Annotated in this window: 22 protein-coding genes; 15 read left to right on the forward strand and 7 right to left on the reverse strand. The window is 38.6% G+C overall.

Translation table 11 applies throughout. The features are described 5' to 3' along the window. Window positions 1-31: 31 nt before the first annotated feature. Complete coding sequence (gene pepF / locus ACFPQ3_RS11685; protein ID WP_156805957.1) at window positions 32-1,837, reverse strand: oligoendopeptidase F; 1,806 nt, start codon at window positions 1,835-1,837, stop codon at window positions 32-34. 186 nt (window positions 1,838-2,023) lie between these two features. Between pepF and ppc the strand changes: the two genes are divergently transcribed. From ppc to tuf, 5 genes are all read left to right on the forward strand, one after another. Continuing rightward, window positions 2,024-4,714, forward strand: coding sequence for a phosphoenolpyruvate carboxylase (gene ppc, locus ACFPQ3_RS11690; RefSeq protein ID WP_156805958.1), 2,691 nt, complete (start codon window positions 2,024-2,026; stop codon window positions 4,712-4,714). Between the two features lie 226 nt (window positions 4,715-4,940). After that, entirely contained in the window at window positions 4,941-6,173 is a 1,233-nt protein-coding gene (gene ftsW, locus ACFPQ3_RS11695) for a cell division peptidoglycan polymerase FtsW (RefSeq protein WP_156805959.1), read from the forward strand. 116 nt (window positions 6,174-6,289) lie between these two features. After that, window positions 6,290-6,790: an RNA polymerase sigma factor gene (locus tag ACFPQ3_RS11700; RefSeq protein WP_156805960.1), complete on the forward strand. Its 501-nt coding sequence runs from the start codon at window positions 6,290-6,292 to the stop codon at window positions 6,788-6,790. Beyond that, a complete protein-coding gene (locus ACFPQ3_RS11705) occupies window positions 6,774-7,853 on the forward strand; it encodes an anti sigma factor C-terminal domain-containing protein (RefSeq protein ID WP_156805961.1) in 1,080 nt (359 codons plus the stop codon). The genes ACFPQ3_RS11700 and ACFPQ3_RS11705 overlap by 17 nt, the downstream gene beginning before the upstream one ends. A gap of 138 nt (window positions 7,854-7,991) precedes the next feature. Beyond that, window positions 7,992-9,188 carry an elongation factor Tu gene (tuf, locus tag ACFPQ3_RS11710; RefSeq protein WP_156805962.1) on the forward strand — a complete coding sequence of 399 codons (1,197 nt, stop codon included), beginning with the start codon at window positions 7,992-7,994 and terminating at the stop codon, window positions 9,186-9,188. Window positions 9,189-9,607: 419 nt separating this feature from the next. Here tuf and yidC read toward each other — a convergent pair whose 3' ends face one another. Next, the gene (gene yidC / locus ACFPQ3_RS11715; RefSeq protein ID WP_156805963.1) at window positions 9,608-10,522 is read right to left on the reverse strand and encodes a membrane protein insertase YidC; all 915 of its coding nucleotides are present in this window, start codon (window positions 10,520-10,522) and stop codon (window positions 9,608-9,610) included. A gap of 131 nt (window positions 10,523-10,653) precedes the next feature. Then, window positions 10,654-10,932, reverse strand: coding sequence for an acylphosphatase (locus tag ACFPQ3_RS11720; protein WP_156805964.1), 279 nt, complete (start codon window positions 10,930-10,932; stop codon window positions 10,654-10,656). A gap of 154 nt (window positions 10,933-11,086) precedes the next feature. Here ACFPQ3_RS11720 and ACFPQ3_RS11725 point away from each other — a divergent pair, with 154 nt between their 5' ends. The 4 genes from ACFPQ3_RS11725 to ACFPQ3_RS11740 are packed head-to-tail and all read left to right on the forward strand — an operon-like array spanning window position 11,087 to window position 14,286. Then, window positions 11,087-12,202: a 5-methyltetrahydropteroyltriglutamate--homocysteine S-methyltransferase gene (locus tag ACFPQ3_RS11725; RefSeq protein ID WP_156805965.1), complete on the forward strand. Its 1,116-nt coding sequence runs from the start codon at window positions 11,087-11,089 to the stop codon at window positions 12,200-12,202. 30 nt (window positions 12,203-12,232) lie between these two features. Continuing rightward, the gene (locus ACFPQ3_RS11730; protein ID WP_156805966.1) at window positions 12,233-13,366 is read left to right on the forward strand and encodes a 5-methyltetrahydropteroyltriglutamate--homocysteine S-methyltransferase; all 1,134 of its coding nucleotides are present in this window, start codon (window positions 12,233-12,235) and stop codon (window positions 13,364-13,366) included. A 49-nt stretch (window positions 13,367-13,415) separates the two neighbouring features. Continuing rightward, on the forward strand, window positions 13,416-13,937 hold the full coding sequence (locus ACFPQ3_RS11735) for an ECF transporter S component (RefSeq protein ID WP_156805967.1): 522 nt from the start codon (window positions 13,416-13,418) through the stop codon (window positions 13,935-13,937). Further along, window positions 13,918-14,286, forward strand: coding sequence for a DUF4430 domain-containing protein (locus tag ACFPQ3_RS11740; RefSeq protein ID WP_156805968.1), 369 nt, complete (start codon window positions 13,918-13,920; stop codon window positions 14,284-14,286). Before ACFPQ3_RS11735 ends, ACFPQ3_RS11740 begins: the two co-directional genes overlap by 20 nt. 81 nt (window positions 14,287-14,367) lie before the next feature. On the opposite strand, the gene ACFPQ3_RS11745 is transcribed toward ACFPQ3_RS11740, so the two are convergent. Next, window positions 14,368-15,036, reverse strand: a complete 669-nt coding sequence (locus tag ACFPQ3_RS11745; protein WP_156805969.1) for a potassium channel family protein — start codon at window positions 15,034-15,036, stop codon at window positions 14,368-14,370. A gap of 23 nt (window positions 15,037-15,059) precedes the next feature. Next, window positions 15,060-16,433, reverse strand: a complete 1,374-nt coding sequence (locus ACFPQ3_RS11750; RefSeq protein WP_156805970.1) for a TrkH family potassium uptake protein — start codon at window positions 16,431-16,433, stop codon at window positions 15,060-15,062. Between the two features lie 128 nt (window positions 16,434-16,561). Here ACFPQ3_RS11750 and ACFPQ3_RS11755 point away from each other — a divergent pair, with 128 nt between their 5' ends. Then, window positions 16,562-17,299, forward strand: a complete 738-nt coding sequence (locus ACFPQ3_RS11755) for a TraX family protein (protein ID WP_156805971.1) — start codon at window positions 16,562-16,564, stop codon at window positions 17,297-17,299. 20 nt (window positions 17,300-17,319) lie between these two features. On the opposite strand, the gene rsmG is transcribed toward ACFPQ3_RS11755, so the two are convergent. Continuing rightward, the gene (gene rsmG, locus ACFPQ3_RS11760) at window positions 17,320-18,033 is read right to left on the reverse strand and encodes a 16S rRNA (guanine(527)-N(7))-methyltransferase RsmG (RefSeq protein WP_156805972.1); all 714 of its coding nucleotides are present in this window, start codon (window positions 18,031-18,033) and stop codon (window positions 17,320-17,322) included. 68 nt (window positions 18,034-18,101) lie between these two features. Between rsmG and ACFPQ3_RS11765 the strand changes: the two genes are divergently transcribed. The 5 genes from ACFPQ3_RS11765 (at window position 18,102) to rplA (ending at window position 21,619) form a co-directional block, all read left to right on the forward strand. Further along, a complete protein-coding gene (locus ACFPQ3_RS11765; RefSeq protein ID WP_156805973.1) occupies window positions 18,102-18,656 on the forward strand; it encodes a LemA family protein in 555 nt (184 codons plus the stop codon). A 12-nt stretch (window positions 18,657-18,668) separates the two neighbouring features. Further along, a complete protein-coding gene (gene htpX / locus ACFPQ3_RS11770) occupies window positions 18,669-19,559 on the forward strand; it encodes a zinc metalloprotease HtpX (protein ID WP_156805974.1) in 891 nt (296 codons plus the stop codon). Between the two features lie 71 nt (window positions 19,560-19,630). Next, on the forward strand, window positions 19,631-20,164 hold the full coding sequence (locus ACFPQ3_RS11775; RefSeq protein ID WP_156805975.1) for a YceD family protein: 534 nt from the start codon (window positions 19,631-19,633) through the stop codon (window positions 20,162-20,164). A gap of 297 nt (window positions 20,165-20,461) precedes the next feature. Further along, window positions 20,462-20,887: a 50S ribosomal protein L11 gene (gene rplK, locus ACFPQ3_RS11780; RefSeq protein ID WP_156805976.1), complete on the forward strand. Its 426-nt coding sequence runs from the start codon at window positions 20,462-20,464 to the stop codon at window positions 20,885-20,887. 42 nt (window positions 20,888-20,929) lie between these two features. Continuing rightward, the gene (gene rplA, locus ACFPQ3_RS11785) at window positions 20,930-21,619 is read left to right on the forward strand and encodes a 50S ribosomal protein L1 (RefSeq protein WP_004194879.1); all 690 of its coding nucleotides are present in this window, start codon (window positions 20,930-20,932) and stop codon (window positions 21,617-21,619) included. 119 nt (window positions 21,620-21,738) lie between these two features. Here the strand turns inward: rplA and ACFPQ3_RS11790 are convergent. Beyond that, a partial coding sequence (locus ACFPQ3_RS11790; protein WP_380434551.1) for an IS30 family transposase occupies window positions 21,739-22,101 on the reverse strand: 363 nt, incomplete at its 5' end.

A 22,101-nucleotide genomic window follows, 5' to 3' on the forward strand; every position in this document is an offset into this window, starting at 1 on the left:
GATATAAAAAAGACTGGGAGTCCAGTCTTTTTTAGGATATTTCCTTCTCCAGATCTGCACTATACGCAACAATTTGATCAACGGTATCGCTGAGGAATTGGATAGTATCGCGGAGTGGCTTTTCGGTTGAAATATCAGCGCCGATGATAAGGGCTGAATCAAGTGGTGTCTTGCTACCGCCTGATTTGAGGAAATCAAGCCATTGGTTAGCGCCGTCAGGATTGTTTTTAATATTGAGGTAGCCAGCGGTTGAAATCACGAGACCAGCGGAGTAGGTGTAGCTGTAAAGCCCCATGTAATAGTGGGCTTGACGCATCCAAGTCAATGCGGCATCGTCATCAATTTCGACAGCATCTCCCCAGAACTTGCTAAGGACGTCTTTCATAATGCTGTTAAGTTTTTCAGCACCGAAGGTTCCGCCATTTTCAATCAAGGTATAGACTTCACGTTGGAAAGCTGCCTCAAGCAAATGAGTGATGAAGTTGTGGAAGTAGGTATCTGTCAAACGATGAGCAAGTGCGAAACGTTTTTGACGCGGGTTGTCAAATTGATTTTCGAGATAATCGCTAAGGAGTAATTCGTTCAAGGTTGACGGAGCTTCCACGAAATAGGTTGACATATGGGCATTGTAGAAACTTTGGTTGTTATCTGAGAAGATAAATTGACCAGAGTGCCCGATTTCGTGAATTAAAGTATAAACATCTGACATGCGGCCAGTCCAGCTCATGAGGACGTAAGGGTGCACGCGGTAAGGATCAGCAGCATAACCACCAGAATCCTTGTTTTTATTGGCTGCAAAGTCCACCCAGCGCTCAGATTGGTAGCGAGCCACCTCTTGAGAATACTCTTGACCAAGCGGAGCGACTGATTTCATGACAAGGTCATAAGCATCATCAATAGAGACTTCTGGATTGAGTTCATTGTCAATATCGAGTTTCCAGTCAGCGAAGGTCATTTTTTCAAGACCGTTAACAGCTGCCACATGTTTGAGGTAGCGTTGAGCCACAGGGCCAAATTCATTCATGATAAGGTCAATTTGACGGTCGAACATGGTACGGTCAACTTCTTGTTCGTCCAAGAGGTAATCGAAAACAGAGTCATAACCACGCATATCAGCTAGTAATTTTTCTGATTTTACTTTAGCAAGATAAGCTGCCGCTGCCGCATTTTGATGAGCGCGTAAACCTTTTGAGAACGAACGAAAGGCTTTTTCACGGACCGCAGCATCCTCGTGATTTTGATAGAAGTTTTCGTAAGTCACAAAGCTGTTTTTATAAACCTTACCCTCAACCTCAAAATCGTCCATAGCAAAGTCACCGGCACGCATCTTCGTATAGATGTCATAAGGTGCCCCAAGCACTTCACGGAGGTTACTGATGGCTTTCTCAACTTCAGGAGCTAGCAAGTGGGCCTTTTGGCGTTTGGCCTGACGAATAGCAGAGCTGAAATGAGGGTTTTCTTCTAGTTCATCAAGAACAGCATCATCAGCCTGTGCCAGAGCTGTATCAAAAAAGCTGAGCGCTACACTAGCTTTTGTCATGAAATCATCACCGCTTGCAGCGATTTCTGCGAATTCTTCATTGCTAAAATCAGTAGTCTGAGGCATGAAGGAATAGTTAATGATGTGGCTTTGTTGGATATAAATTTGTTCCAGTTCATAAAGCGCAGCGGTGAAATCATCAGCGGATTTCAAGTTGCCTTCGTAGTTTTTCTTGAATTGGTCAACATCTGCCAAGGCTTTTTCAATAGCTAATAAAAAATCTTCACGGTCTTTGTAAAGGGCTGTTAAGTCCCATAGTTCAGTTTCAGGAAATTCTGAACGTGGTTTGAGTTCCATAAGAGGCTCCATTTCTATTGTTAATATGACTCAGTATAGCAAAAAAGATGGCATTTGTCAGCGGTTTCTTTCAGATCTGCTATTTTCTTAAAAAGTGAACCTCTTCCAGAAAAGATGTTTTTTTAGTGTTCTTTTTTCATGAAAAATAGTAAAATGAAAAGGCAATAAGTGAAAAGGAGCACAAGTATGGTTAAGTTAGAGACACGTAGCCAAGGTACGGTTATTCAGGAAGAAGTGACCATTTTAACCCATTTTTTAGCTGAAACGACTATTCGTATAGCAGGGCAGGAAGTGTTTAATAAAATTGAACGCTTGACGCAATTGTCTAAGGAAAAAAATTATCAAGAATTAGAAAAAGAAATTACGACAATTTCTAATGATGAGATGGAGATAATTGCGCGCTATTTCGCTATTTTACCGCTGTTAATTAATATTTCAGAGGACGTTGATTTAGCTTACGAAGTTAACTACCAAAATAATACCGAACAGGATTATTTAGGAAAACTTTCGACCACAATTGACCAAGTTTCAAAAAGTGCAGACGCTTTCTCTATTTTACAACATGCTAATGTTGTTCCTGTATTGACGGCACACCCAACGCAAGTGCAACGTAAAACAATGTTAGGTTTCACTCAAAAAATCCATGTTTTACTTCGTCGGTACCGTGATGTTCGCATGGGATTACTCAATAAAGATAAATGGATGGATGACCTTCGTCGTCAGATTGATTTAATGATGCAGTCAGACATTATTCGTGAGAAAAAACTCAAGGTCAAAAATGAAATCACCAATGTAACGGAGTATTACCAAAAATCGCTCATTCCTGCCATTACAAATTTGACATCGGAATATCAACGATTAGCTGCTGAAAAAGGTCTCCGATTAGAAGCGCCAAAACCAATTACCATGGGCATGTGGATTGGTGGCGATCGTGACGGGAATCCATTTGTAACAGCCGAAACGTTACGATTGTCAGCAGAAACACAGGCAGAAGTGATTCTTACTTATTATTTAGGGAAAATAGCAGAGCTGTATGATTCTTTTGCTTTATCTATTAGCTTGAGTGATGCTTCAGAACAGGTGAAAAGATTAGCAGAACTATCATCTGATGCTTCGATATATCGTGAAAAAGAGCTTTATCGCAAAGCTTTTCATTACATCACAGAAAAATTAGCGAATACGAAATTGTATTTAACTGATAATCAAAATCTTAGTCCGCGTTATGATAAGGCTAGTGAATTTGAAGCTGATTTGTTAACGATTAAAGACTCTCTTATTGCTAATAAAGGGGAAAATCTTGTTAAGGGTGATTTGGCAGAAGTTTTAGAAGCTGTTCGTATCTTTGGTTTTTACCTTGCTTCTATTGATCTGCGTCAAGATTCGTCTGTCCAAGAAGCCTGTGTTGCAGAGCTTCTGAAATCAGCTAACATAGAAGCGGATTATTCATCTCTATCTGAAGAAGATAAAATAGCTCTGCTATTGACAGAATTAAGAGAAGACCCGCGTCTTTTATCAGCGACTCATGTTGAAAAATCAGAACTTCTAGAGAAGGAGCTTGCGATTTATCAGACTGCTCGTGATCTCAAAGATAAATTAGGCGAGGAAGTTATCAAGCAACATATTATTTCGCATACTGAGAGTGTTTCAGATATGTTAGAATTAGCCATTATGCTAAAGGAAGTTGGTTTGATATCGACAGAATCGGCGCGTGTTCAGATTGTCCCTCTCTTTGAAACCATTGAAGATTTGGATGGTGCAGCACAGACCATGACAGACTACCTCTCTCTTGATTTGGTTCAAAAATGGGTGGCTAGTAAAGATGGCTATCAAGAAATCATGTTGGGATATTCGGATTCTAATAAAGACGGTGGCTATCTCTCATCTGGCTGGACCCTCTACAAAGCTCAGAATGAACTAACTAAGATAGGTCAAGATAAAGGAGTTAAAATCACCTTCTTCCATGGTCGTGGTGGTACGGTTGGTCGTGGTGGCGGGCCATCTTATGATGCCATTACTTCACAGCCATTTGGTACCATCAAAGACAGAATTCGTTTAACAGAACAAGGGGAAGTGATTGGCAATAAGTATGGTAACAAAGATGCTGCCTATTATAATTTGGAAATGTTAGTGTCTGCAACTTTAGGTCGTATGGTAACGAGTCAAATTGTTGATAGCAATAAAATTGATGGGTACCGTTCTGATATGGATAAGATTGTTTCAGACAGCAATCTTATCTATCGTGACCTCGTCTTTGGCAATCCGCATTTTTACGACTATTTTATGACAGCAAGTCCGATTAAAGAAATTTCAAGCCTTAACATTGGTTCTCGTCCTGCTGCACGTAAAACCATTACTGAAATTTCTGGACTTCGTGCCATTCCTTGGGTCTTTTCATGGTCTCAAAATCGGATCATGTTCCCTGGCTGGTATGGTGTCGGTTCAAGCTTTAAACACTTTATTGAACAAGAAGAAGGTAATCTTGCTAAGCTTCAAGACATGTATCAAAATTGGCCTTTCTTTAAATCTCTCCTATCAAATGTAGATATGGTTTTGTCTAAATCAAATATGAATATTGCCTTCCGTTATGCCCAAATGTGTGACGACGAAGCCGTACGAGATGTTTTCAATGCGATACTTGATGAATGGCAATTAACCAAAAATATCATTTTGCAAATTGAACAGCATGATGATTTATTGGAAGATTTACCGAATCTTAAAGCGAGTTTAGATTATCGTTTGCCGTACTTTAATGTGCTAAATTATATTCAAATTGAACTAATCAATCGCTTAAGAGCTGGAAAACTCAGTGATAAAGAAGAAAAACTTGTTCACATCACCATCAATGGAATTGCAACAGGTTTGCGAAATTCAGGTTAAAAACTGAGCATAGGTATGAAGAATTTGGGAGAAGTCTCAAACTCTTTCAAGTTCGCAAATGACTTCGAAACATGCTATAATAAAACAGTTGATGACATGTATGAGAAACTAAACAGGGTGGAACTTAAGGTTAATTAGACATAGTGGGATCTTTAAAAATAGGGCATTTAGCTATTCTTATATGTCGAACAAATTTTTACATTTTGAATACTTGAGGTATCTTCTAATGAAAATAAACAAGCGGCATCTATTGAATTATTCAATATTTTTGCCTTACTTAGCACTATCGATTTTAGGGTTGATTATTATCTACTCCACTACCAGTGCTAGCCTGGTGCAGAAGGGTGCAAATCCATTTAGTTCAGTTTTGAATCAAACTATATTTTGGTTTTTGAGTTTAATAGCGATTGCATTTATTTATCGTCTAAAACTTGATTTTTTGAAAAAAACAAGTATTGTTTCTTTAGCTATCTGGATTGAGATTGGAATGTTGCTCTACTCACGTTTTTTTACTGAGACAGTTAATGGGGCGCACGGCTGGATTGCAATTACAGTAGGTGAGCGAAGTCTCTTTACTTTCCAACCTGCTGAATACTTGAAAATCTTGATTATTTGGTATTTGGCTCTAACTTTTTCAAAAAGACAAGAAGAAGTTGGTATTTATGATTATCAAGCTTTAACTAGAGGAACCCTTTTTCCAAGGAAGTTTCAAGATTGGCGTTTTTATTCAGCTTTGATGGTTTTTCTAGTAGCCTTTCAGCCAGATCTTGGAAATGCAACAATTATTATTTTAACAGCTATTATCATGTTCTCTGTTAGTGGCATTGGTTTTCGTTGGTTTTCTGGTTTGCTATCTCTAATTGTAGCAGGATCAACCTTGTTACTGGGCTTTATCTCTGTAGTTGGTGTTAATACGGTAGCTAAGGTTCCTGTTTTTGGATATGTGGCCAAGCGTTTTTCAGCATTCTTTAATCCTTTTGAAGATGTTCAAGGCGCAGGACACCAATTGGCAAACTCCTATTATGCTATGAGTAATGGTGGCTGGTTTGGCCGAGGGCTTGGTAATTCTATTGAAAAGCGGGGCTATTTACCAGAATCACAGACGGACTTTGTCTTTTCTATCGTTATTGAAGAATTAGGTTATATCGGCGGGGCGCTCATTTTAGCATTAGTATTTTTCCTCATTTTACGAATTTTATTGGTTGGTATCAAAGCCAAAAATCCATTTAATAGTATGATGGCTCTAGGTGTTGGTGGTATGATTTTAGTCCAAGTTTTTGTCAATATTGGGGGGATATCAGGATTGATTCCATCGACTGGGGTAACTTTTCCGTTTTTATCATTAGGGGGGAACAGTCTTCTTGTCCTCTCTGTAGCGATTGCTTTTGTATTAAATATAGATGCAAATGAAAAACGTGAAGCTATCTATCGTGAACTCGGAGACACCTTATCACGATAATAAAACAGAACTCAGAATGAACTGGGTTCTTTTTATAATTTTTTGCAAAAATATGTAACCAAATTTCTCATCATTCGTTATACTAGTGAAAAAAGAAAAAGTTAGGAGGTGAATAAGTGAAACTTTCAGGTTATGAAACCTATTTAGTCGATGTTGCAGAAGAAATTTGTTTTTATTTGATAAAATCAGGAGCCAAATCAGAGGATGCAAAGGATATAGCACAAGATATTTTAGTCAAAATGCTTGAAAGTGACATCGTACTACCTGCTGACAAGATGCGAGCCTGGCTTTACCGCACAGCCATTCGAACCTATATTGACAAGTATCGACGTGATAAACGCTATCATGAGATTTTGCAAAAGGCTTTTTTTACGGAGGAGACTTTGATAAAGTTCGATGATAAGACCTATGAGCCTCTTTATCAGTGCTTGCTCGGCTTGGACCAAAAGTACCGCCTACCACTTGACCTTTTCTATTTTCAAGACCTGACAGTTAGAGAAATAGCAGAGCTACTTCATCATAGTGTCAGTAAAGTCAAAATCGACCTCATGAGAGGACGAAAAGTGCTCCGACAAAAATTAGAGAAAGAAGGATATACCTATGAAGACTTTATCTAACTTTGAAAAAATTGCAAAGAAAAATAAGCAGAAAAGTTGGGTTAAGATTATTGTTATCAGTACAGTCATTTCTCTGTTGGCTGTTCTAGGTTTAGTTACAACTCTGGAAAAAATGACCAGCCGTACGGGAGTAAATGTTCAAAAGCGCTATCTCAAGCAATCTGAAATTGCCTATCCAAATATTGATTACACGACTTGGGGATATCAAGCCACATCCCCTTTCTCTGGTACGTTTTACTCTCATCGTACGAAGGATATTGATGGTATCACAGTACCGTTTGAAAAGTACGAAGGTGATTATTTTCTTTTTTTAAGTGATAGCCTTAATCAAGGAGAGAGATTGAAATCTGGTGATAATGGACAATCAGCCTATACTTACGAAACTAGCTATAAGATTCCTCTTTTCTTTGATACAGCACAGCAGAAACAGACAGAGTATAAGGTTACTCAAGATTTGAATGTTGTTCCTGAAATGACTGGAAAAGCGGTAGAAGTAGCAATTACATTTGACAAACCTTACTCTTTAGCAGAGATTGCAGAGAAAATTCCTGAAAACCTCAAACTAAATTGGATTTGGATAGGATCATATGCTCCAATATATTCAGATGGAGATCTTGCTAATCAATTTGGATTTACACCTTACTTTGATGCTAGTTTAAACGCCAAAGAGTCTAGAGCCCTTGAAAAAGAAATTGATACTGCAATGAAAAAAAATCCCGATGCAAATATTTCAGAAATATATGCAAAGTATGATAAAAAAGTAACTCCACTAGAGGGTATGGAAAATAGTTATAGTATCTTTCAAACTAATGTACAAGATTTTCTATCCGAAGGCTATGGTTCCACATCAAGAACTGGAGAGGATGGTAAAGAGTATTCGACAGATCAATTTCTAAAAGATTATTTAGTAGCTAATCCTGATCCAAAAAGCGCTAAATTCGCAGGTGTTATCTTAACTGGTCGTTCTGAGAATTTTGCGCAGTTAAAAGATGTAGACTGGATTTTTGCCTCAAATATCGGACAAAGTGTTGAAATTCAACCTTATCACCACTTAGAAAAGTAAGAAGTAAAAGTGAGATTTTGTGAAAACGCACAAAAAGCTTGCAATTATCTGGTAATTTGATAGAATAGTAAGGTAAAGTTAGACCGTATTGCCTACTGTCTATCTATAAAATATATTTTATTGGAGGCTTTTTCCACAATGGCAAAAGAAAAATACGATCGTAGCAAACCACACGTTAACGTCGGTACAATTGGACACGTTGACCACGGTAAAACTACTCTTACTGCAGCTATCACTACTGTTTTGGCACGTCGCTTGCCATCAGCAGTAAACCAACCAAAAGACTATGCGTCTATCGATGCTGCTCCAGAAGAACGCGAACGCGGTATCACAATCAATACTGCACACGTTGAGTACGAAACTGAAAAACGTCACTACGCTCACATCGACGCTCCAGGACACGCGGACTACGTTAAAAACATGATCACTGGTGCTGCTCAAATGGACGGAGCTATCCTTGTAGTAGCTTCTACAGATGGACCAATGCCACAAACTCGTGAGCACATCCTTCTTTCACGCCAAGTAGGTGTTAAACACCTTATCGTGTTCATGAACAAAATCGACCTTGTTGACGATGAAGAGCTTCTTGAACTCGTTGAAATGGAAATCCGTGACCTTCTTTCAGAATACGATTTCCCAGGTGATGATCTTCCAGTTATCCAAGGTTCAGCTCTTAAAGCCCTTGAAGGTGACGCTAAATACGAAGACATCGTTATGGAATTGATGAACACTGTTGATGAGTACATTCCAGAACCAGTTCGTGACACTGACAAACCACTTCTTCTTCCAGTCGAGGACGTATTCTCAATCACTGGACGTGGTACAGTTGCTTCAGGACGTATCGACCGTGGTACTGTTAAAGTCAACGACGAAATCGAAATCGTTGGTATCAAAGAAGAAACTAAAAAAGCAGTTGTTACTGGTGTTGAAATGTTCCGTAAACAACTTGATGAAGGTCTTGCAGGAGACAACGTAGGTATCCTTCTTCGTGGTGTTCAACGTGACGAAATCGAACGCGGTCAAGTTATCGCTAAACCAGGTTCAATCAACCCACACACTAAATTTAAAGGTGAAGTCTACATCCTTTCTAAAGAAGAAGGTGGACGTCACACTCCATTCTTTAACAACTACCGTCCACAATTCTACTTCCGTACAACTGACGTTACAGGTTCAATCGAACTTCCAGCTGGTACAGAAATGGTAATGCCAGGTGATAACGTGACTATCGACGTTGAGTTGATCCACCCAATCGCCGTAGAACAAGGTACTACATTCTCTATCCGTGAGGGTGGACGTACTGTTGGTTCAGGTATTGTTTCAGAAATCGAAGCTTAAGATATCTTAAGTTCCCAGAATAACAATTATTAAGTCAGACAACTTTTAATTGTAAAAGCCCTAGTTTTGCTAGGGCTTTTTTGCATTGTCAAAAGTGAGAATTGAAATCTGACACTCTTCAAAAAGTAAAAATTGCGTTTAGAATTTTTCTTAAACAATCTGTTCTTATCAAGAAGATTTCCTAGGCTGACTAATTTCCAAGCTTAATCTGGAGCCCTCTACGGAACATTAACATTTCTCTAATAAGGAATAGCTCATAGTGGTAGAAGTGTTTAAAATTTACTAGATTCATTGATTTTAAATGAGCATAAAAATGGATAAAATAAACGTGTATAGAATTAAATGTGCTGAGCTGAGGCAACAGTGATGGATGGATTTTTGAGAGTATAAGAAAAAGCCGCTAGATTACGGCTTTTTGATTATTTACGTTTACGTTGTTTACCAGCGTTGCGATTTGATTTTGTTATAATGGCTTGTGAAGCCTGTGGTGTCACATCACGACGTGTTGATGACATGTTGATATTTTTAGGTGGGTTGAGTTCGAATTCTTGTTCAACTTGCTTGCGTAATCGTGGTTTGATGATATAAGTTGTAATCAGTTGTTGGAAGATAGAGAAGATACCACCGACAAACCAGTAGAGTCCCACACTTGATGGGAGACCAAATGTAAAGATTGCCATCGTAATTGGCATTGAATACATCATGGTTTTAGATTGTTGACGTTGCTCTTCCGGCATTGCTTGAACAGATAACCAAGATTGAATAAAATATAGGGCAACAATGGTGGCGATTAAGATAAAATCAGGTTTTCCAAGGTTCATCCAGAGGAACTTGCTTTCAGAAATTCCTGGTGTATGTTGTGCTGCAAAGAACATTGCTGAGAAGAAAGGCATTTGAATGAGGAGTGGAAGACAGCCGATACCACCAAACATACTAACCCCATTTGCTTTTTGTGCTGCAAAATAATCAGCCTGTGCAGTCATTTTTTCTTCTTGAGAGAGGTTTGGATCCTGCATACGTTTTTGAAGTGGCTCAAAAATAGGTTTAAGATATGCCATTTTCTCAGACTGATAAGCCGCTTTTCGGCTTTGATAAAGTCCTAGAGGCAGGATGATAAAGCGAACGATAATGGTCACGAGGATGATGCCGAGACCAAAACCGAGTCCCATATTATCGGCGAAAAAGCTGATAAGACTTGCCATTGGTTTACCTAGAAGGTTCCAGATAAGCCCTGTTGGGTTACCTGCCTTATCACGGCTAACACAGCCTGTTAGAAGCAGAAGCATTGATAGAGCCATGCCTGATAGAGCGAGGCGTTTTTGAATTTTTTTCACAGTTTGTATCATTTCCTTTGTTTTATAATCATGTCTTTTTAGTTGTTTTTAAGACGTAACATTACTATTTTACCTTTTTTTAGAATAATTCTCAATCATTCTAAGGCTGTAATTTCAATTTTGGAGCTTTTTTAATTAGCCATGCGAAAATCAGTGAAATCGTCAAAGCACGTCATGGTAACATCCACATAGGTTACCTTTGCCAAACGAGAAGGTCCTTTTCTGATTTCCTGAATAAATTTAGCCATTTTAGCTGAATCATCTGATTGCGCTAATATTTCAACCGTTCCATCGTCGTTATTCCATACTCTGCCATAGATATCACCAATTTCCAAAGCTAGAGCATAGGTTGAGTAGCGAAAACCAACACCTTGAACACGTCCTGATACAATAATTCGTAATTTTTTCATGATTAGAGTGCATTTTCCTTTTTCTTTTATTATAACATGGCAGAGCACTGCTTTATATATAGCTAAAAACTATATTAAATCATAATAAATATATATTTTACAGCTATATAATACTCTGATAAACTAGACTTACTGAAACAAAAGGGGAACTATAATGACTAAAAAATATTTTGAACATGTCGGATCATTTTTACGACCGGCTGAATTGGTAGAGGCTCGTGAGGCCTTTGCGGCTGGTAAGATTTCACAAGAAGAATTAACAGCTGTTGAAGACCGTCTGATTACAGAATTGGTTGATGAGCAAGTCGCAGTTGGTCTTGAAAAGGTTACAGATGGTGAATTCCGTCGTGCTAACTGGCATGTGGATTTCTTCTGGGGCTTTGATGGTATTGAGAAGCTAAACTATGGTGAGGGTTTGCACTTTGTTGGTGTTGAGACAAATGATGATTCCGCTCTTGTAACAGGAAAGATCGGATTCACTAAGGAAAATCATCCCTTTATTAAACATTTCCAATTTTTGAAACAATTGGCTGATGAGCGTGGTGTGGAAGCTAAAATTACCATTCCTTCTCCATCGCAATGCTTGATTGAATTGCAACGCGGTAGCAACCTTCAAAAAGCCCTTGAAGTGTATCCAAACCAAGCTGAGTTAGTGGAAGATTTGGCAGTTGCTTACCGTCAAGCTATTCTTGCCCTATATGAAGAAGGGGCACGCACAATCCAGTTGGATGACTGTAGCTGGGGAATTGTTATGGATGATGACTTCTATCAAAAAATGACCAAAGGTGCTGTACCACAAGAGGTGATTCGTGACAACTTCCTTTATATCAATAACAAGGCGATTGAAAGTCTTCCAGAAGATTTGACAATTAATACGCATATTTGCCGTGGTAATTACCAATCAACTCACTTGACTGAAGGACCTTATACTAAAGTGGCTGAAACCTTATTTGGTAAGGAAAATGCTAAATCATATTTCTTGGAGTATGATAATGAGCGTGCAGGTGGTTTTGAACCCTTAGCTGAATTTAAAAATCCTGATAAGGTGGCTGTTCTTGGTCTGATTACGACAAAAAATGGTCAGCTTGAAGACAAGGAACAATTGATTGCTCGTATCAAAGAAGCTAGTCAATATGTGCCGTTAGAACAACTTTGGTTGGCGACGCAGTGTGGTTTTGCCTCAACAGCAGAAGGAAATCTTATCACTGATGAAGATCAATGGAATAAATTAAAACTTGTCAAAGAAGTGCTTGACGAAGTTTGGGGATAAGCAACCAAGAATAACTATAGGAGATGGCTTATGACAAAGAAGTATTTTGAACACGTCGGATCATTTTTACGACCGGCTGAATTGGTAGAGGCTCGTGAGGCTTTTGCGGCTGGTAAGATTTCACAAGAAGAATTAACAGCTGTTGAAGACCGTCTGATTACAGAATTGGTTGATAAACAAGTCGCAGTTGGACTTGAAAAGGTGACTGATGGAGAGTTTCGTCGTGCCTACTGGCACCTTGACTTCTTCTGGGGATTTAACGGTATCGACCATATCCAAGCTGCTCAAGGTTACCAGTTCCATGATGAAGAAACTAAGGCTGACTCTGCTATTATTTCTGGAAAAATCACAGGTGAGAATCACCCATTTGTTGAAGCTTACAAATTTCTCAAGGCTTATGTAGATGAAAAAGGGACAAATGTAGAAGCAAAAACAACCATTCCAGCACCATCTCAATTTTACTTTGAGCTGATTCGTGATGTAGAGCATGTGGAAAAATTAAATGAAATTTATCCAGATTTTGCTGAATTACGTGCAGATATTAAATCTGCCTACCTGCAAGTTATTACGGATTTAGTAGAAGCTGGTTTGAAAACCTTACAAGTTGATGACTGTACTTGGGGTGTCTTGGTGGATGATAATTTCTTAACAGGCTGGGGAGCTTTACAAGGAAAATCAAAAGAAGATGTTCGTAATGAACTAGCTGAACTTTTCCTTACATTGAATAACGATGTTTATGAAAATGTCCCAGAAGGTCTTTTGGTTAATACTCACGTTTGCCGTGGAAACTACCATTCAACATGGGCATCATCAGGTGGCTACAACCCTATTGCTAAAGAATTATTTGGTGAGGAAGCTGCGAAAACCTATTTCCTTGAATTTGATAATGAGCGTTCAGGCGGTTTTGAGCCATTGTCAGAATTTAAAGATGAAGATAAGGTTGCAGTGCTCGGTCTGATTACTTCTAAATTCCCTGAATTGGAAGATAAGGAAGCTATTATCGCTCGTCTAAAAGAAGCAAGTCAATACATTTCTTTGGAACAACTTTGGATTTCTACGCAATGTGGCTTTGCCTCAACGGAAGAAGGAAATATCTTAACAGATGAAGATCAATGGAAGAAATTAGCCTTAGTTAAAGAAATCATTGATGAGGTTTGGGGATAACCAAGTTAACTAGGTTGCATTTTGTAACCTAGTTTTTTATAATGTCACTATGAAAACTTTCTCAATCAATCGTTTAACTAAGGTTGCCATGATGGCTGCCTTGTGTGTGGTGCTCAGACAGACTTTCTCTGTTTTTCCTAACGTTCAACCCATTACGGCTATTTTTTTAGTATTAGTTCCTGTTTGGGGACTGATTGATGCCATTTTAGTCATGGCCTTGACTATGCTAGTGTCTTCATTTTTGCTTGGCTTGGGACCTTGGGTAGCCTTGCAAATCGTATCATTTGCTATTATGATGTTATTGTGGCGTGTCTATCTGACTTTGGTGACAAGGGGGGGTAAATCTGATATAATAATACTGTTTGTGGAAACGATTGGAGCAGGTTTAGTAGGAATCGGTTACGGTATTGTGATTGATAGCCTGTCGGCATTTATGTTTAACATGCCTTGGTGGTCTTATGTGGCAGCAGGTTTTTTCTTTAATCTAGCACACGCCTTATCTACTCTGATTTTCTTTCCACTAATCACATCATTTTTTAGGAGATTATCCCATGAAAAAACTATTGTCTAGTCTAGTAATATTTCTTTCAATTTTTTTGGTAGCTTGTGATAACGATGCTGCGGAAAAAGACGATCAGGTTGCAGGTAAAGTTCAACTTATTGTTAATTTAGATACAAATAAGATGGATGAGCAGGTTACTTTTGAATCTGGTGACACGGTTATGGATGTTTTGGAAGATAACTATGAAGTTGAAAAAGATAATGGTCTGATTACTTCAATTGATGGCTTAGCTCAAGATGAAGCTAAAAAGCTTTACTGGATGTTTAAGGTCAATGATGAAATGGCACCAAAAGGTGCTGATCAAATCACACTTAATGACGGTGATAAAATTGAATTCTATCAAGAAAAATTTGAATAGATTCTAAAGAGTACTATTTAAGGCACCATTTAAAAAAATTATGATAATAAAAAATCGGAAGGCTATTCCGATTTTTTATTATCATAAATAACCTAGGTAATCGTACTTTTCAAAGGTCCGATTGTTAGCGACAGCTACCATAATGGTGTTTTCTTTAAGTGGTTGATCAATAGCTAATTCTGTAGATAGAGTGCTTCCTTTTTCGGACCGCATACCAATGAGGTTAAGGTCAAATTTTTTACGGATATTAAGGTCAACGATAGATTTTCCAACCCAGTCTTGAGGAATAAGAAATTCCATGACGGCAATATCATCTTCTAAATGATAGAGTTCTGTAATTTTGTGACGCATAAGAGAGGACGCAAGGTTTCGTCCGCTTTCGCGTTCAGGTGTGATAACACGGTCAGCACCAATTTGATAGAGAACTTCTTCATAAACGTTATTGCTAGCCTTGGCGATAATTTGTTTGATACCAAGCTTTTTGCAGTTCATAAGGGCAAGAACAGAGCTTTCTAGATTAGTTCCAGTAGCGAGGATGACAACATCACATTGGTCGATACCAACTGTCTTTAGAAAATCTAGGTCAGTCATATCTCCAATGATAGCCTTACTGACAAAGTCAGCAACATCCTCTACTAAGTCTGTCTTATTATCAATTGCAATAACTTCTTGTCCAAAAAGACTAAGTTCGTGAGCAATCGCAAAGCCAAAACGGCCAAGGCCTAAAACGCCGAAAATTTTATGTGTCATAATAAATTCTTTCTAAATGGAAGTTAACCTAGACTGATGTCAGCTCTAGGATAGGTTATGGTTGTTTTTTGTTTTTGAGAAAGGCTGAGCAAGACAGTGAGTGGCCCAACACGACCAAGAAACATAAGCAACATGATAATTACTCTGCCCAAGAGACTGAGCTGAGATGTCAAATTCATTGAGACCCCGACAGTTGCTAGAGCACTAGCTGTTTCAAAGAGAAGGGCAAATGGAGATTGGCTAGGTTCTGTGACTAATAACAGGAAGTAACCAATGATAAAAACGCTAAAGAAGAAGACTAAGATTGTTAGAACCTGCTGAATAATCTCTTGAGGAATACGCTTTTTAGAAAAGGTAACGTGTTTATCGCCACGTAATTCAGACTTAAAGAGTAAAACAATTAGAGAGGCGCAGGCGATTTTGATACCTCCAGCGGTTCCTCCGGGTGCCCCACCAATAATCATCTGAATGATAAAAAGAAAATTTGTTGCTGAATGTGCTTGGCTGTAATCGATAGTAGCAAAACCAGCAGTTCTCATTGTTACGGTTTGAAAGAAAGAAACAAGCCCCTGTTGGAAAAAGTTAAGGTTACCGATAGTATTTGGATTGTGATATTCAATAAGCCAAGAAAGTAATGTTCCACCAGTCAATAAAATGAGAGTTGTCAGTAACACCAAACGAGTCTGAATTTTTAATCGGCGCAGAGTGAGCGATAATTTTTTCGGTTTACTTTTAAGGTAATCCTTTAACCTGTGAACGATATCAATCCAGTTAGCAAAGCCTAGTCCACCGGCGATAATGAGAAAGGCTATCGTCAGATTGACTAAGGGATTTGTTTGAAAATCAATTAAGCTGTTGTTTCCGAGATTGTCAAAGCCAGCATTACAGAAAGCTGAAACTGATAAAAAGATAGCATTGAAAATACCGTTGATGAACCCAAAACGTGGGATGAAATCAATCATTAAAATTCCAGCGCAAGCCATTTCAACAAAAAAAGTAAATTTATAGATAGAGTAGAGAAACTTGTTAAGGTGTCTACTGGATTCACGGCTGAGGGAACTTTGCAGGACAGTTAGGTCGCTAAGGGATAGTTTCCGTCTTAAGGTATAGTAACTAAAGGCGATTAAGGTAATCAATCCTAGTCCCCCAATCTGAATGAGAATCATAGAGAGTATCAATCCAGCATGATTATAAACGTCTGCAATAGGGAAAACAGAGAGTCCTGTTACACAAACCATGGAAACGACCGTAAAGAGATGATCAATATAGGCTGTTTTAGGTGCTGAAGGGAGATGAAAAATGGGGAGAGATAGTAGCACGCTTCCTAGTATGATCACAAAAATAAAACTAAGGCAAAGCTTTTGAGCAGCAGTTAGCTGATTAAAAAAAAATCTCACGAGCAATACTCTTTCTAAATAAGATTAAGAATATGATAACAAAATTTGGGATAAAGGCAAATAGGAAAATGCTTATTGTTGCTTTTTGATTGTAAAGAGGATAAACTAATGTGAGAAAGTGAGAACATATGAAAAAACATGATGCTTTTAACCTTAAAGTGATTGCCATATTGGCTATGTTGATCAATCATATTGGTCATACTTTTGAAGCGATTTGGAATCCACCTGTGTGGACTTTTTTCTATTTATCCGTAGGGTTACTGACTTTTCCGATTATGGCTTATTTGATGGTGGATGGGTTTTACTATACAAGGAATCGTTGGAAATATGCAGGTAGACTAGGATTCTTTAGCTTGTTATCCTTTATTCCCTTTCACTATACTTTTTCATCTCCTCTACCAATGTGGGTCGGAAATAACATCATGTTTACCCTAATGATGGGGGTTCTTATGATGATGGTCTTAGAAAAATGTCGTTCTTTTTGGTGGGAAATTCCTGTCGTTCTAGCTTTTATAACGCTGACACTTTGGTCGGACTGGCAACTTTTTGGAATCCTGATCATCTATGTCTTCTATCGCTTTAGGCAGAGCAATCATAAATTTTGGGTTATTCCATTTGTATCTCTAATTATGGTGCTCTTAAGTTGGAATACCTATGAATCATACTTGCAAGATCTTTGGTTAGGATCGTTAGTAAAGGCGATAATAGTAGCCAATTTAGGTATTTTGTTGGTCATTCCTATATTGTTGTCTTATAATGGGCAACGTGGCTATTCACCAATTTGGGTTAAATGGGGCTTCTATGCATTTTATCCTGGGCATCTTTTAGTGCTATGGGGAATTCGTTTCATGATTTTTGGGTATTAAAAAACTGCTCAAAGGCAGTTTTACAATGGTTTTTTATTTGGGAGACCCGCCCGTCTAGGGTATTTATTCGGGGACTCTTTTTTCTTTTCAACGATGGTTATGTTGCGACCATCTCCGTTTGGCAAATCATAGTTATAAGTATTTATGACTTTTGAAAATAGTAGAGCGAGTGCATTCTTAGCGTCAGCTAATTCATTTTCAGCGGCAGCAGCTTTAAGTGCAATCAATTGACCACCGATTTTTAAAAAAGGAATAGTCAATTCAGATAAAACCCGCATATGTGCGACAGCCCGAGCGGTTACAATATCGAAGCTAGCACGAAAAGCCTTATCTTGTCCAAAGTCCTCTGCTCTGCCATGGTAAAAATGAACCCCTGATAATCCTAATTCCTCAGCTAGAAGTGTCAAAAAATGGATACGCTTATTAAGTGAATCAATGATAGTCACATCAAGCTCAGGGCAAAGAATTTTCATAGGAAGACTCGGAAAACCGGCTCCAGCACCGATATCTAAAAGTTTGAGTGATTTATTTGTGATTTTACCTTGTAATACTGGTGCAATAGAATCATAAAAGTGTTTGAGATAGACCTCATTTTCCTCAGTGATTGCGGTCAGATTGATTTTTTCATTCCATTCCACGAGTAATTCAAAATAGCGTTTAAATTGTAGCTTTTGTAAATCGCTGAGCTTAAAGCCTTGGTCAGCGAGCATTTGATAAAATTCTTCTTTAGTCATGATCTTATTTTACCACAAAAGATTGAAAACTTGATATAATAGAGCCAATAAGATTATGGAGGTCTATTATGTTGTGGATTATTCTTGCTGCAGTTGCAGTGGTTATAGTGTTATGGGCTGTCGGTTCTTACAATGGATTGATTAAAAGCCGTATGCAAACTCAAGAAGCCTGGAGTCAGATTGATGTTCAATTAAAACGTCGTAATGATTTGATTCCTAATTTGATTGAAACGGTCAAAGGTTATGCTAAATACGAGGGAGATACATTAGAGAAAATAGCAGAGCTTCGTGCTCAGGTTGCAAAGGCCCAAACCCCTCAAGAAGCTATGGCTGCCTCAGATGCTCTTGGGCGTCAAGTATCAGGGATTTTTGCAGTAGCAGAAAACTATCCTGATTTGAAAGCGAATGCCAGCTTTGTTAAGTTACAGGATGAATTGACAAATACAGAGAATAAAATTTCTTATTCACGTCAACTTTACAATAGCACGACAGCTAATTACAATACGAAATTACAGACAGTCCCTACTAATATTATTGCAGGATTATTTGGCTTTAAAGCAAGTGAATTCTTAGCAGTACCAGAAGAAGAAAAAGCAGTTCCTAAGGTTGAATTTGATTTCTAATGAGGTGAGCTGATGTTATATGACCAAATTGCCAGTAATAAGAGGCGGACGGTCGTGCTACTTATCGCCTTTTTTATCTTACTCACCGCTCTAGGTGCAGCGGCAGGTTACCTTATTTTAGGAAGCCTAGAGTTAGGTGCTTTTATAGCTTTGATTATTGGAACCATTTATGCGGTTAGCATGATTTTCCAATCTACTAATGTGGTCATGTCAATGAATAATGCCCGTGAAATTACAGAAGCTGAAGCGCCTGACTATTATCACATTGTTGAAGATATGGCCATGGTGGCGCAAATTCCTATGCCAAGAGTTTTCATTATTGAGGATCCTTCCCTAAATGCATTTGCGACGGGTTCCAGCCCGGAAAATGCAGCAGTAGCCGCGACAACTGGCCTGCTCTCGGTCATGACACGAGAAGAGCTAGAAGGGGTCATGGGACATGAGGTTAGTCATATCAAAAACTATGATATCAGAATTGCGACTGTTGCGGTAGCGTTAACAGCAGCAATAACTATGATTTCCTCAATAGGCGGTCGTTTCCTCTATTTCGGAGGAGGAAGACGGTCACGACGTGATTCTGATGAGAATGGCGGAGCAGGAATTCTGATTTTGCTGTTTTCGATTTTGGCACTTGTGCTAGCACCAATGGCTGCGACCATTGTTCAGTTGGCTATTTCCAGACAGAGAGAATTTTTGGCTGATGCAAGTTCTGTTGAATTAACGAGAAATCCGATGGGAATGATTAAGGCGCTTGAAAAATTGGACAACTCACGTCCAATGGCTCACGAAGTTGACAGTGCCAGCGCAGCTCTTTATATTAATGCTCCAAAGAAAGATTTAAATGCCTTGTTTCAAACCCATCCACCAATTTCAGAACGCATTGAACGCTTGCGTCAAATGTAAAATCGTCTCTAGAGGCGATTTTTTTTGATGAAACTGATATAATGAAAAAAACGATATAAGGAAAAGTAACTATGTTTAATTTGATTGACTTAAAAAAACAAACTGAAGGCATTGCGTTTGATCGCAAACTAGATATCAAAGAAGCTTTATTGGAACGTGATTGCAGTATTTTGGACATCACAGACGTTAGAGTGACGGGGCATATTTCTTACGATGCAGGGCTTTACTTGCTTAATTACCAACTAAGTTATACGATTACGCTACCTTCAAGTCGTTCGATGGAAGCAGTAGTTTTGAATGAAACATTGCCGATTTCAGAAGTTTTTATCGAAGAAGCAGATGCCAAAGAAAAAGCAGAACTTGTTGAGGAAGATTTGGTTCTTGTTGTTGAAGGAGAAACCATTTCATTAGAAGAGAGTGTTGTAGATAACATCTTACTTAATATTCCTTTACGTGTATTAACTTCTGAAGAGGAACGAGATGATCAGATGCCAAGTGGCAATGCTTGGACAGTCTTAACTGAGGAACAGTATCAAGCACAGCAAGAAGAAAAAGCAGCGGCTAATAATCCTTTTGCAAGTCTCAATGGACTATTTGATGAGTAAGTTGAATATCATGAAAGCCTTTATCACTGCAGTGAGAAAGAGGGGAAAATGGTTGTGCCAGTCTTTCTCAATTGAGACAATGTGATAGGTAAGTCAACTTGTAAATATGCTATCTTAGAAATATAAAGCTAGATGTAGGTTGTTGTGTGCAAGGTGCAAAAACTTATATAAAAAGTGATATAATTTCTTGCATTCTTACAAAAAATCTGTATAATAGTTAGAGTATGCCAATGGCATATTTGTGGGAGGTAAAAATCTGTAATTACCGCCAAAACCACAATAGGAGGATTTTATATCATGGCTAAAAAAGTCGAAAAACTCGTAAAACTTCAAATTCCTGCAGGTAAAGCTACTCCAGCTCCACCAGTCGGACCAGCACTTGGTCAAGCAGGTATCAACATCATGGGATTCACAAAAGAGTTTAATGCTCGTACAGCTGATCAAGCTGGTATGATTATCCCAGTCGTTATCTCAGTGTATGAAGATAAATCATTCACTTTCGTGACTAAAACACCACCAGCTGCTGTCCTTTTGAAAAAAGCTGCAGGTGTTGAAAAAGGTTCAGGTACACCAAACAAAACTAAAGTTGCAACAGTTACTCGTGCACAAGTACAGGAAATTGCTGAAACTAAAATGCCTGACTTGAACGCTGCATCTGTTGAAGCTGCAATGCGTATGATCGAAGGTACTGCTCGTTCTATGGGATTCACTGTTACTGACTAATAGTAGCACCCAAGATTATCTGATTACAAGGAGACATATAACATGGCTAAAAAAAGCAAAAACTTGCGTGCTGCTCTTGAGAAAATCGACAGCACAAAACTTTACAGCGTAGAAGAAGCTGTTGCTCTTGCAAAAGAAACTAACTTTGCTAAATTTGATGCGTCAGTTGAAGTTGCTTACAACTTGAACATTGACGTTCGTAAAGCAGATCAACAAATCCGTGGTGCAATGGTATTGCCAAACGGAACTGGTAAAACGTCACGCGTTCTTGTTTTCGCACGTGGTGCTAAAGCAGAAGAAGCAAAAGCTGCTGGTGCAGACTTTGTTGGAGAAGATGACCTTGTTGCTAAAATCAACGGTGGTTGGTTGGACTTTGACGTGGTTATCGCAACTCCAGATATGATGGCTGTAGTTGGACGTCTTGGACGTGTCCTTGGTCCTCGTAACTTGATGCCAAACCCTAAAACTGGTACAGTAACTATGGATGTTGCTAAAGCAGTTGAAGAGTCTAAAGGTGGTAAAATCACTTACCGTGCTGATAAAGCAGGTATCGTTCAAGCTCTTATCGGTAAAGTATCATTTGACGCTGACAAACTCGTTGAAAACTTCAAAGCTTTCCACGATGTAATGGCTAAAGCTAAACCAGCTACTGCTAAAGGTACTTACATGACTTCAGTATCAATCACAACAACACAAGGTGTTGGTATCAAAGTTGATCCAAACTCACTTTAATTTGTAAGTTAAAAAATCCACTGGTTTTCGGTGGATTTTTTCATTAGAAAAAGAGAGTTGTTTTGGCACATTGTCAAGTCAAGTGCAACAAGTTCATGGATAGACTAGGATTCCATTATTTAGGCTGTTTGGGCTAGCCCAAACAGAAATTTTGAAGTTTTGTAATGGTGAAGTCGTCTAGGTCTTTCGTTAATAGCTGAGAGATATTGATCAAGTTCTTCGTCAGTCAGCGGATTGAGAGATTTCCCTTTAGGGAGAGACTCTCTGAGGAGGCCGTTGAAGTTCTCATTTGAACCTCTTTCATATGATGAATAAGGATGAGCAAAGTAGACTTCAATGTCAGTTAGTTCTGATAAGAGACTAAACTCCGAACCATTATCAGCTGTAATGGAGGCGATAGGGTAACGTTTAATCAAGCCTTGGACTGCCTCGTTGATGGTTTTGGCTTCCTTATTAGGCAATTTACAAGCTAAGGCAAACCG

Origin of the sequence: Streptococcus caledonicus, from assembly GCF_042656225.1 — a bacterium.
GTDB classification, from domain to species: Bacteria; Bacillota; Bacilli; order Lactobacillales; family Streptococcaceae; genus Streptococcus; species Streptococcus caledonicus.

Excerpts from the sequence above, each read along its gene's own strand:
- ACFPQ3_RS11745 (WP_156805969.1), bottom strand. The coding sequence starts at position 15,036 with ATGACACATAAAATTTTCGGCGTTTTAGGCCTTGGCCGTTTTGGCTTT.
- ACFPQ3_RS11735 (WP_156805967.1), top strand. The coding sequence starts at position 13,416 with ATGAAAACTTTCTCAATCAATCGTTTAACTAAGGTTGCCATGATGGCT.
- pepF (WP_156805957.1), bottom strand. The coding sequence starts at position 1,837 with ATGGAACTCAAACCACGTTCAGAATTTCCTGAAACTGAACTATGGGAC.
- ACFPQ3_RS11720 (WP_156805964.1), bottom strand. The coding sequence starts at position 10,932 with ATGAAAAAATTACGAATTATTGTATCAGGACGTGTTCAAGGTGTTGGT.
- ACFPQ3_RS11740 (WP_156805968.1), top strand. The coding sequence starts at position 13,918 with ATGAAAAAACTATTGTCTAGTCTAGTAATATTTCTTTCAATTTTTTTG.
- rplA (WP_004194879.1), top strand. The coding sequence starts at position 20,930 with ATGGCTAAAAAAAGCAAAAACTTGCGTGCTGCTCTTGAGAAAATCGAC.
- ACFPQ3_RS11775 (WP_156805975.1), top strand. The coding sequence starts at position 19,631 with ATGTTTAATTTGATTGACTTAAAAAAACAAACTGAAGGCATTGCGTTT.
- ACFPQ3_RS11765 (WP_156805973.1), top strand. The coding sequence starts at position 18,102 with ATGTTGTGGATTATTCTTGCTGCAGTTGCAGTGGTTATAGTGTTATGG.
- htpX (WP_156805974.1), top strand. The coding sequence starts at position 18,669 with ATGTTATATGACCAAATTGCCAGTAATAAGAGGCGGACGGTCGTGCTA.
- rsmG (WP_156805972.1), bottom strand. The coding sequence starts at position 18,033 with ATGACTAAAGAAGAATTTTATCAAATGCTCGCTGACCAAGGCTTTAAG.
- ACFPQ3_RS11705 (WP_156805961.1), top strand. The coding sequence starts at position 6,774 with ATGAAGACTTTATCTAACTTTGAAAAAATTGCAAAGAAAAATAAGCAG.
- rplK (WP_156805976.1), top strand. The coding sequence starts at position 20,462 with ATGGCTAAAAAAGTCGAAAAACTCGTAAAACTTCAAATTCCTGCAGGT.
- ACFPQ3_RS11725 (WP_156805965.1), top strand. The coding sequence starts at position 11,087 with ATGACTAAAAAATATTTTGAACATGTCGGATCATTTTTACGACCGGCT.
- tuf (WP_156805962.1), top strand. The coding sequence starts at position 7,992 with ATGGCAAAAGAAAAATACGATCGTAGCAAACCACACGTTAACGTCGGT.
- ppc (WP_156805958.1), top strand. The coding sequence starts at position 2,024 with ATGGTTAAGTTAGAGACACGTAGCCAAGGTACGGTTATTCAGGAAGAA.
- ftsW (WP_156805959.1), top strand. The coding sequence starts at position 4,941 with ATGAAAATAAACAAGCGGCATCTATTGAATTATTCAATATTTTTGCCT.
- ACFPQ3_RS11730 (WP_156805966.1), top strand. The coding sequence starts at position 12,233 with ATGACAAAGAAGTATTTTGAACACGTCGGATCATTTTTACGACCGGCT.
- ACFPQ3_RS11755 (WP_156805971.1), top strand. The coding sequence starts at position 16,562 with ATGAAAAAACATGATGCTTTTAACCTTAAAGTGATTGCCATATTGGCT.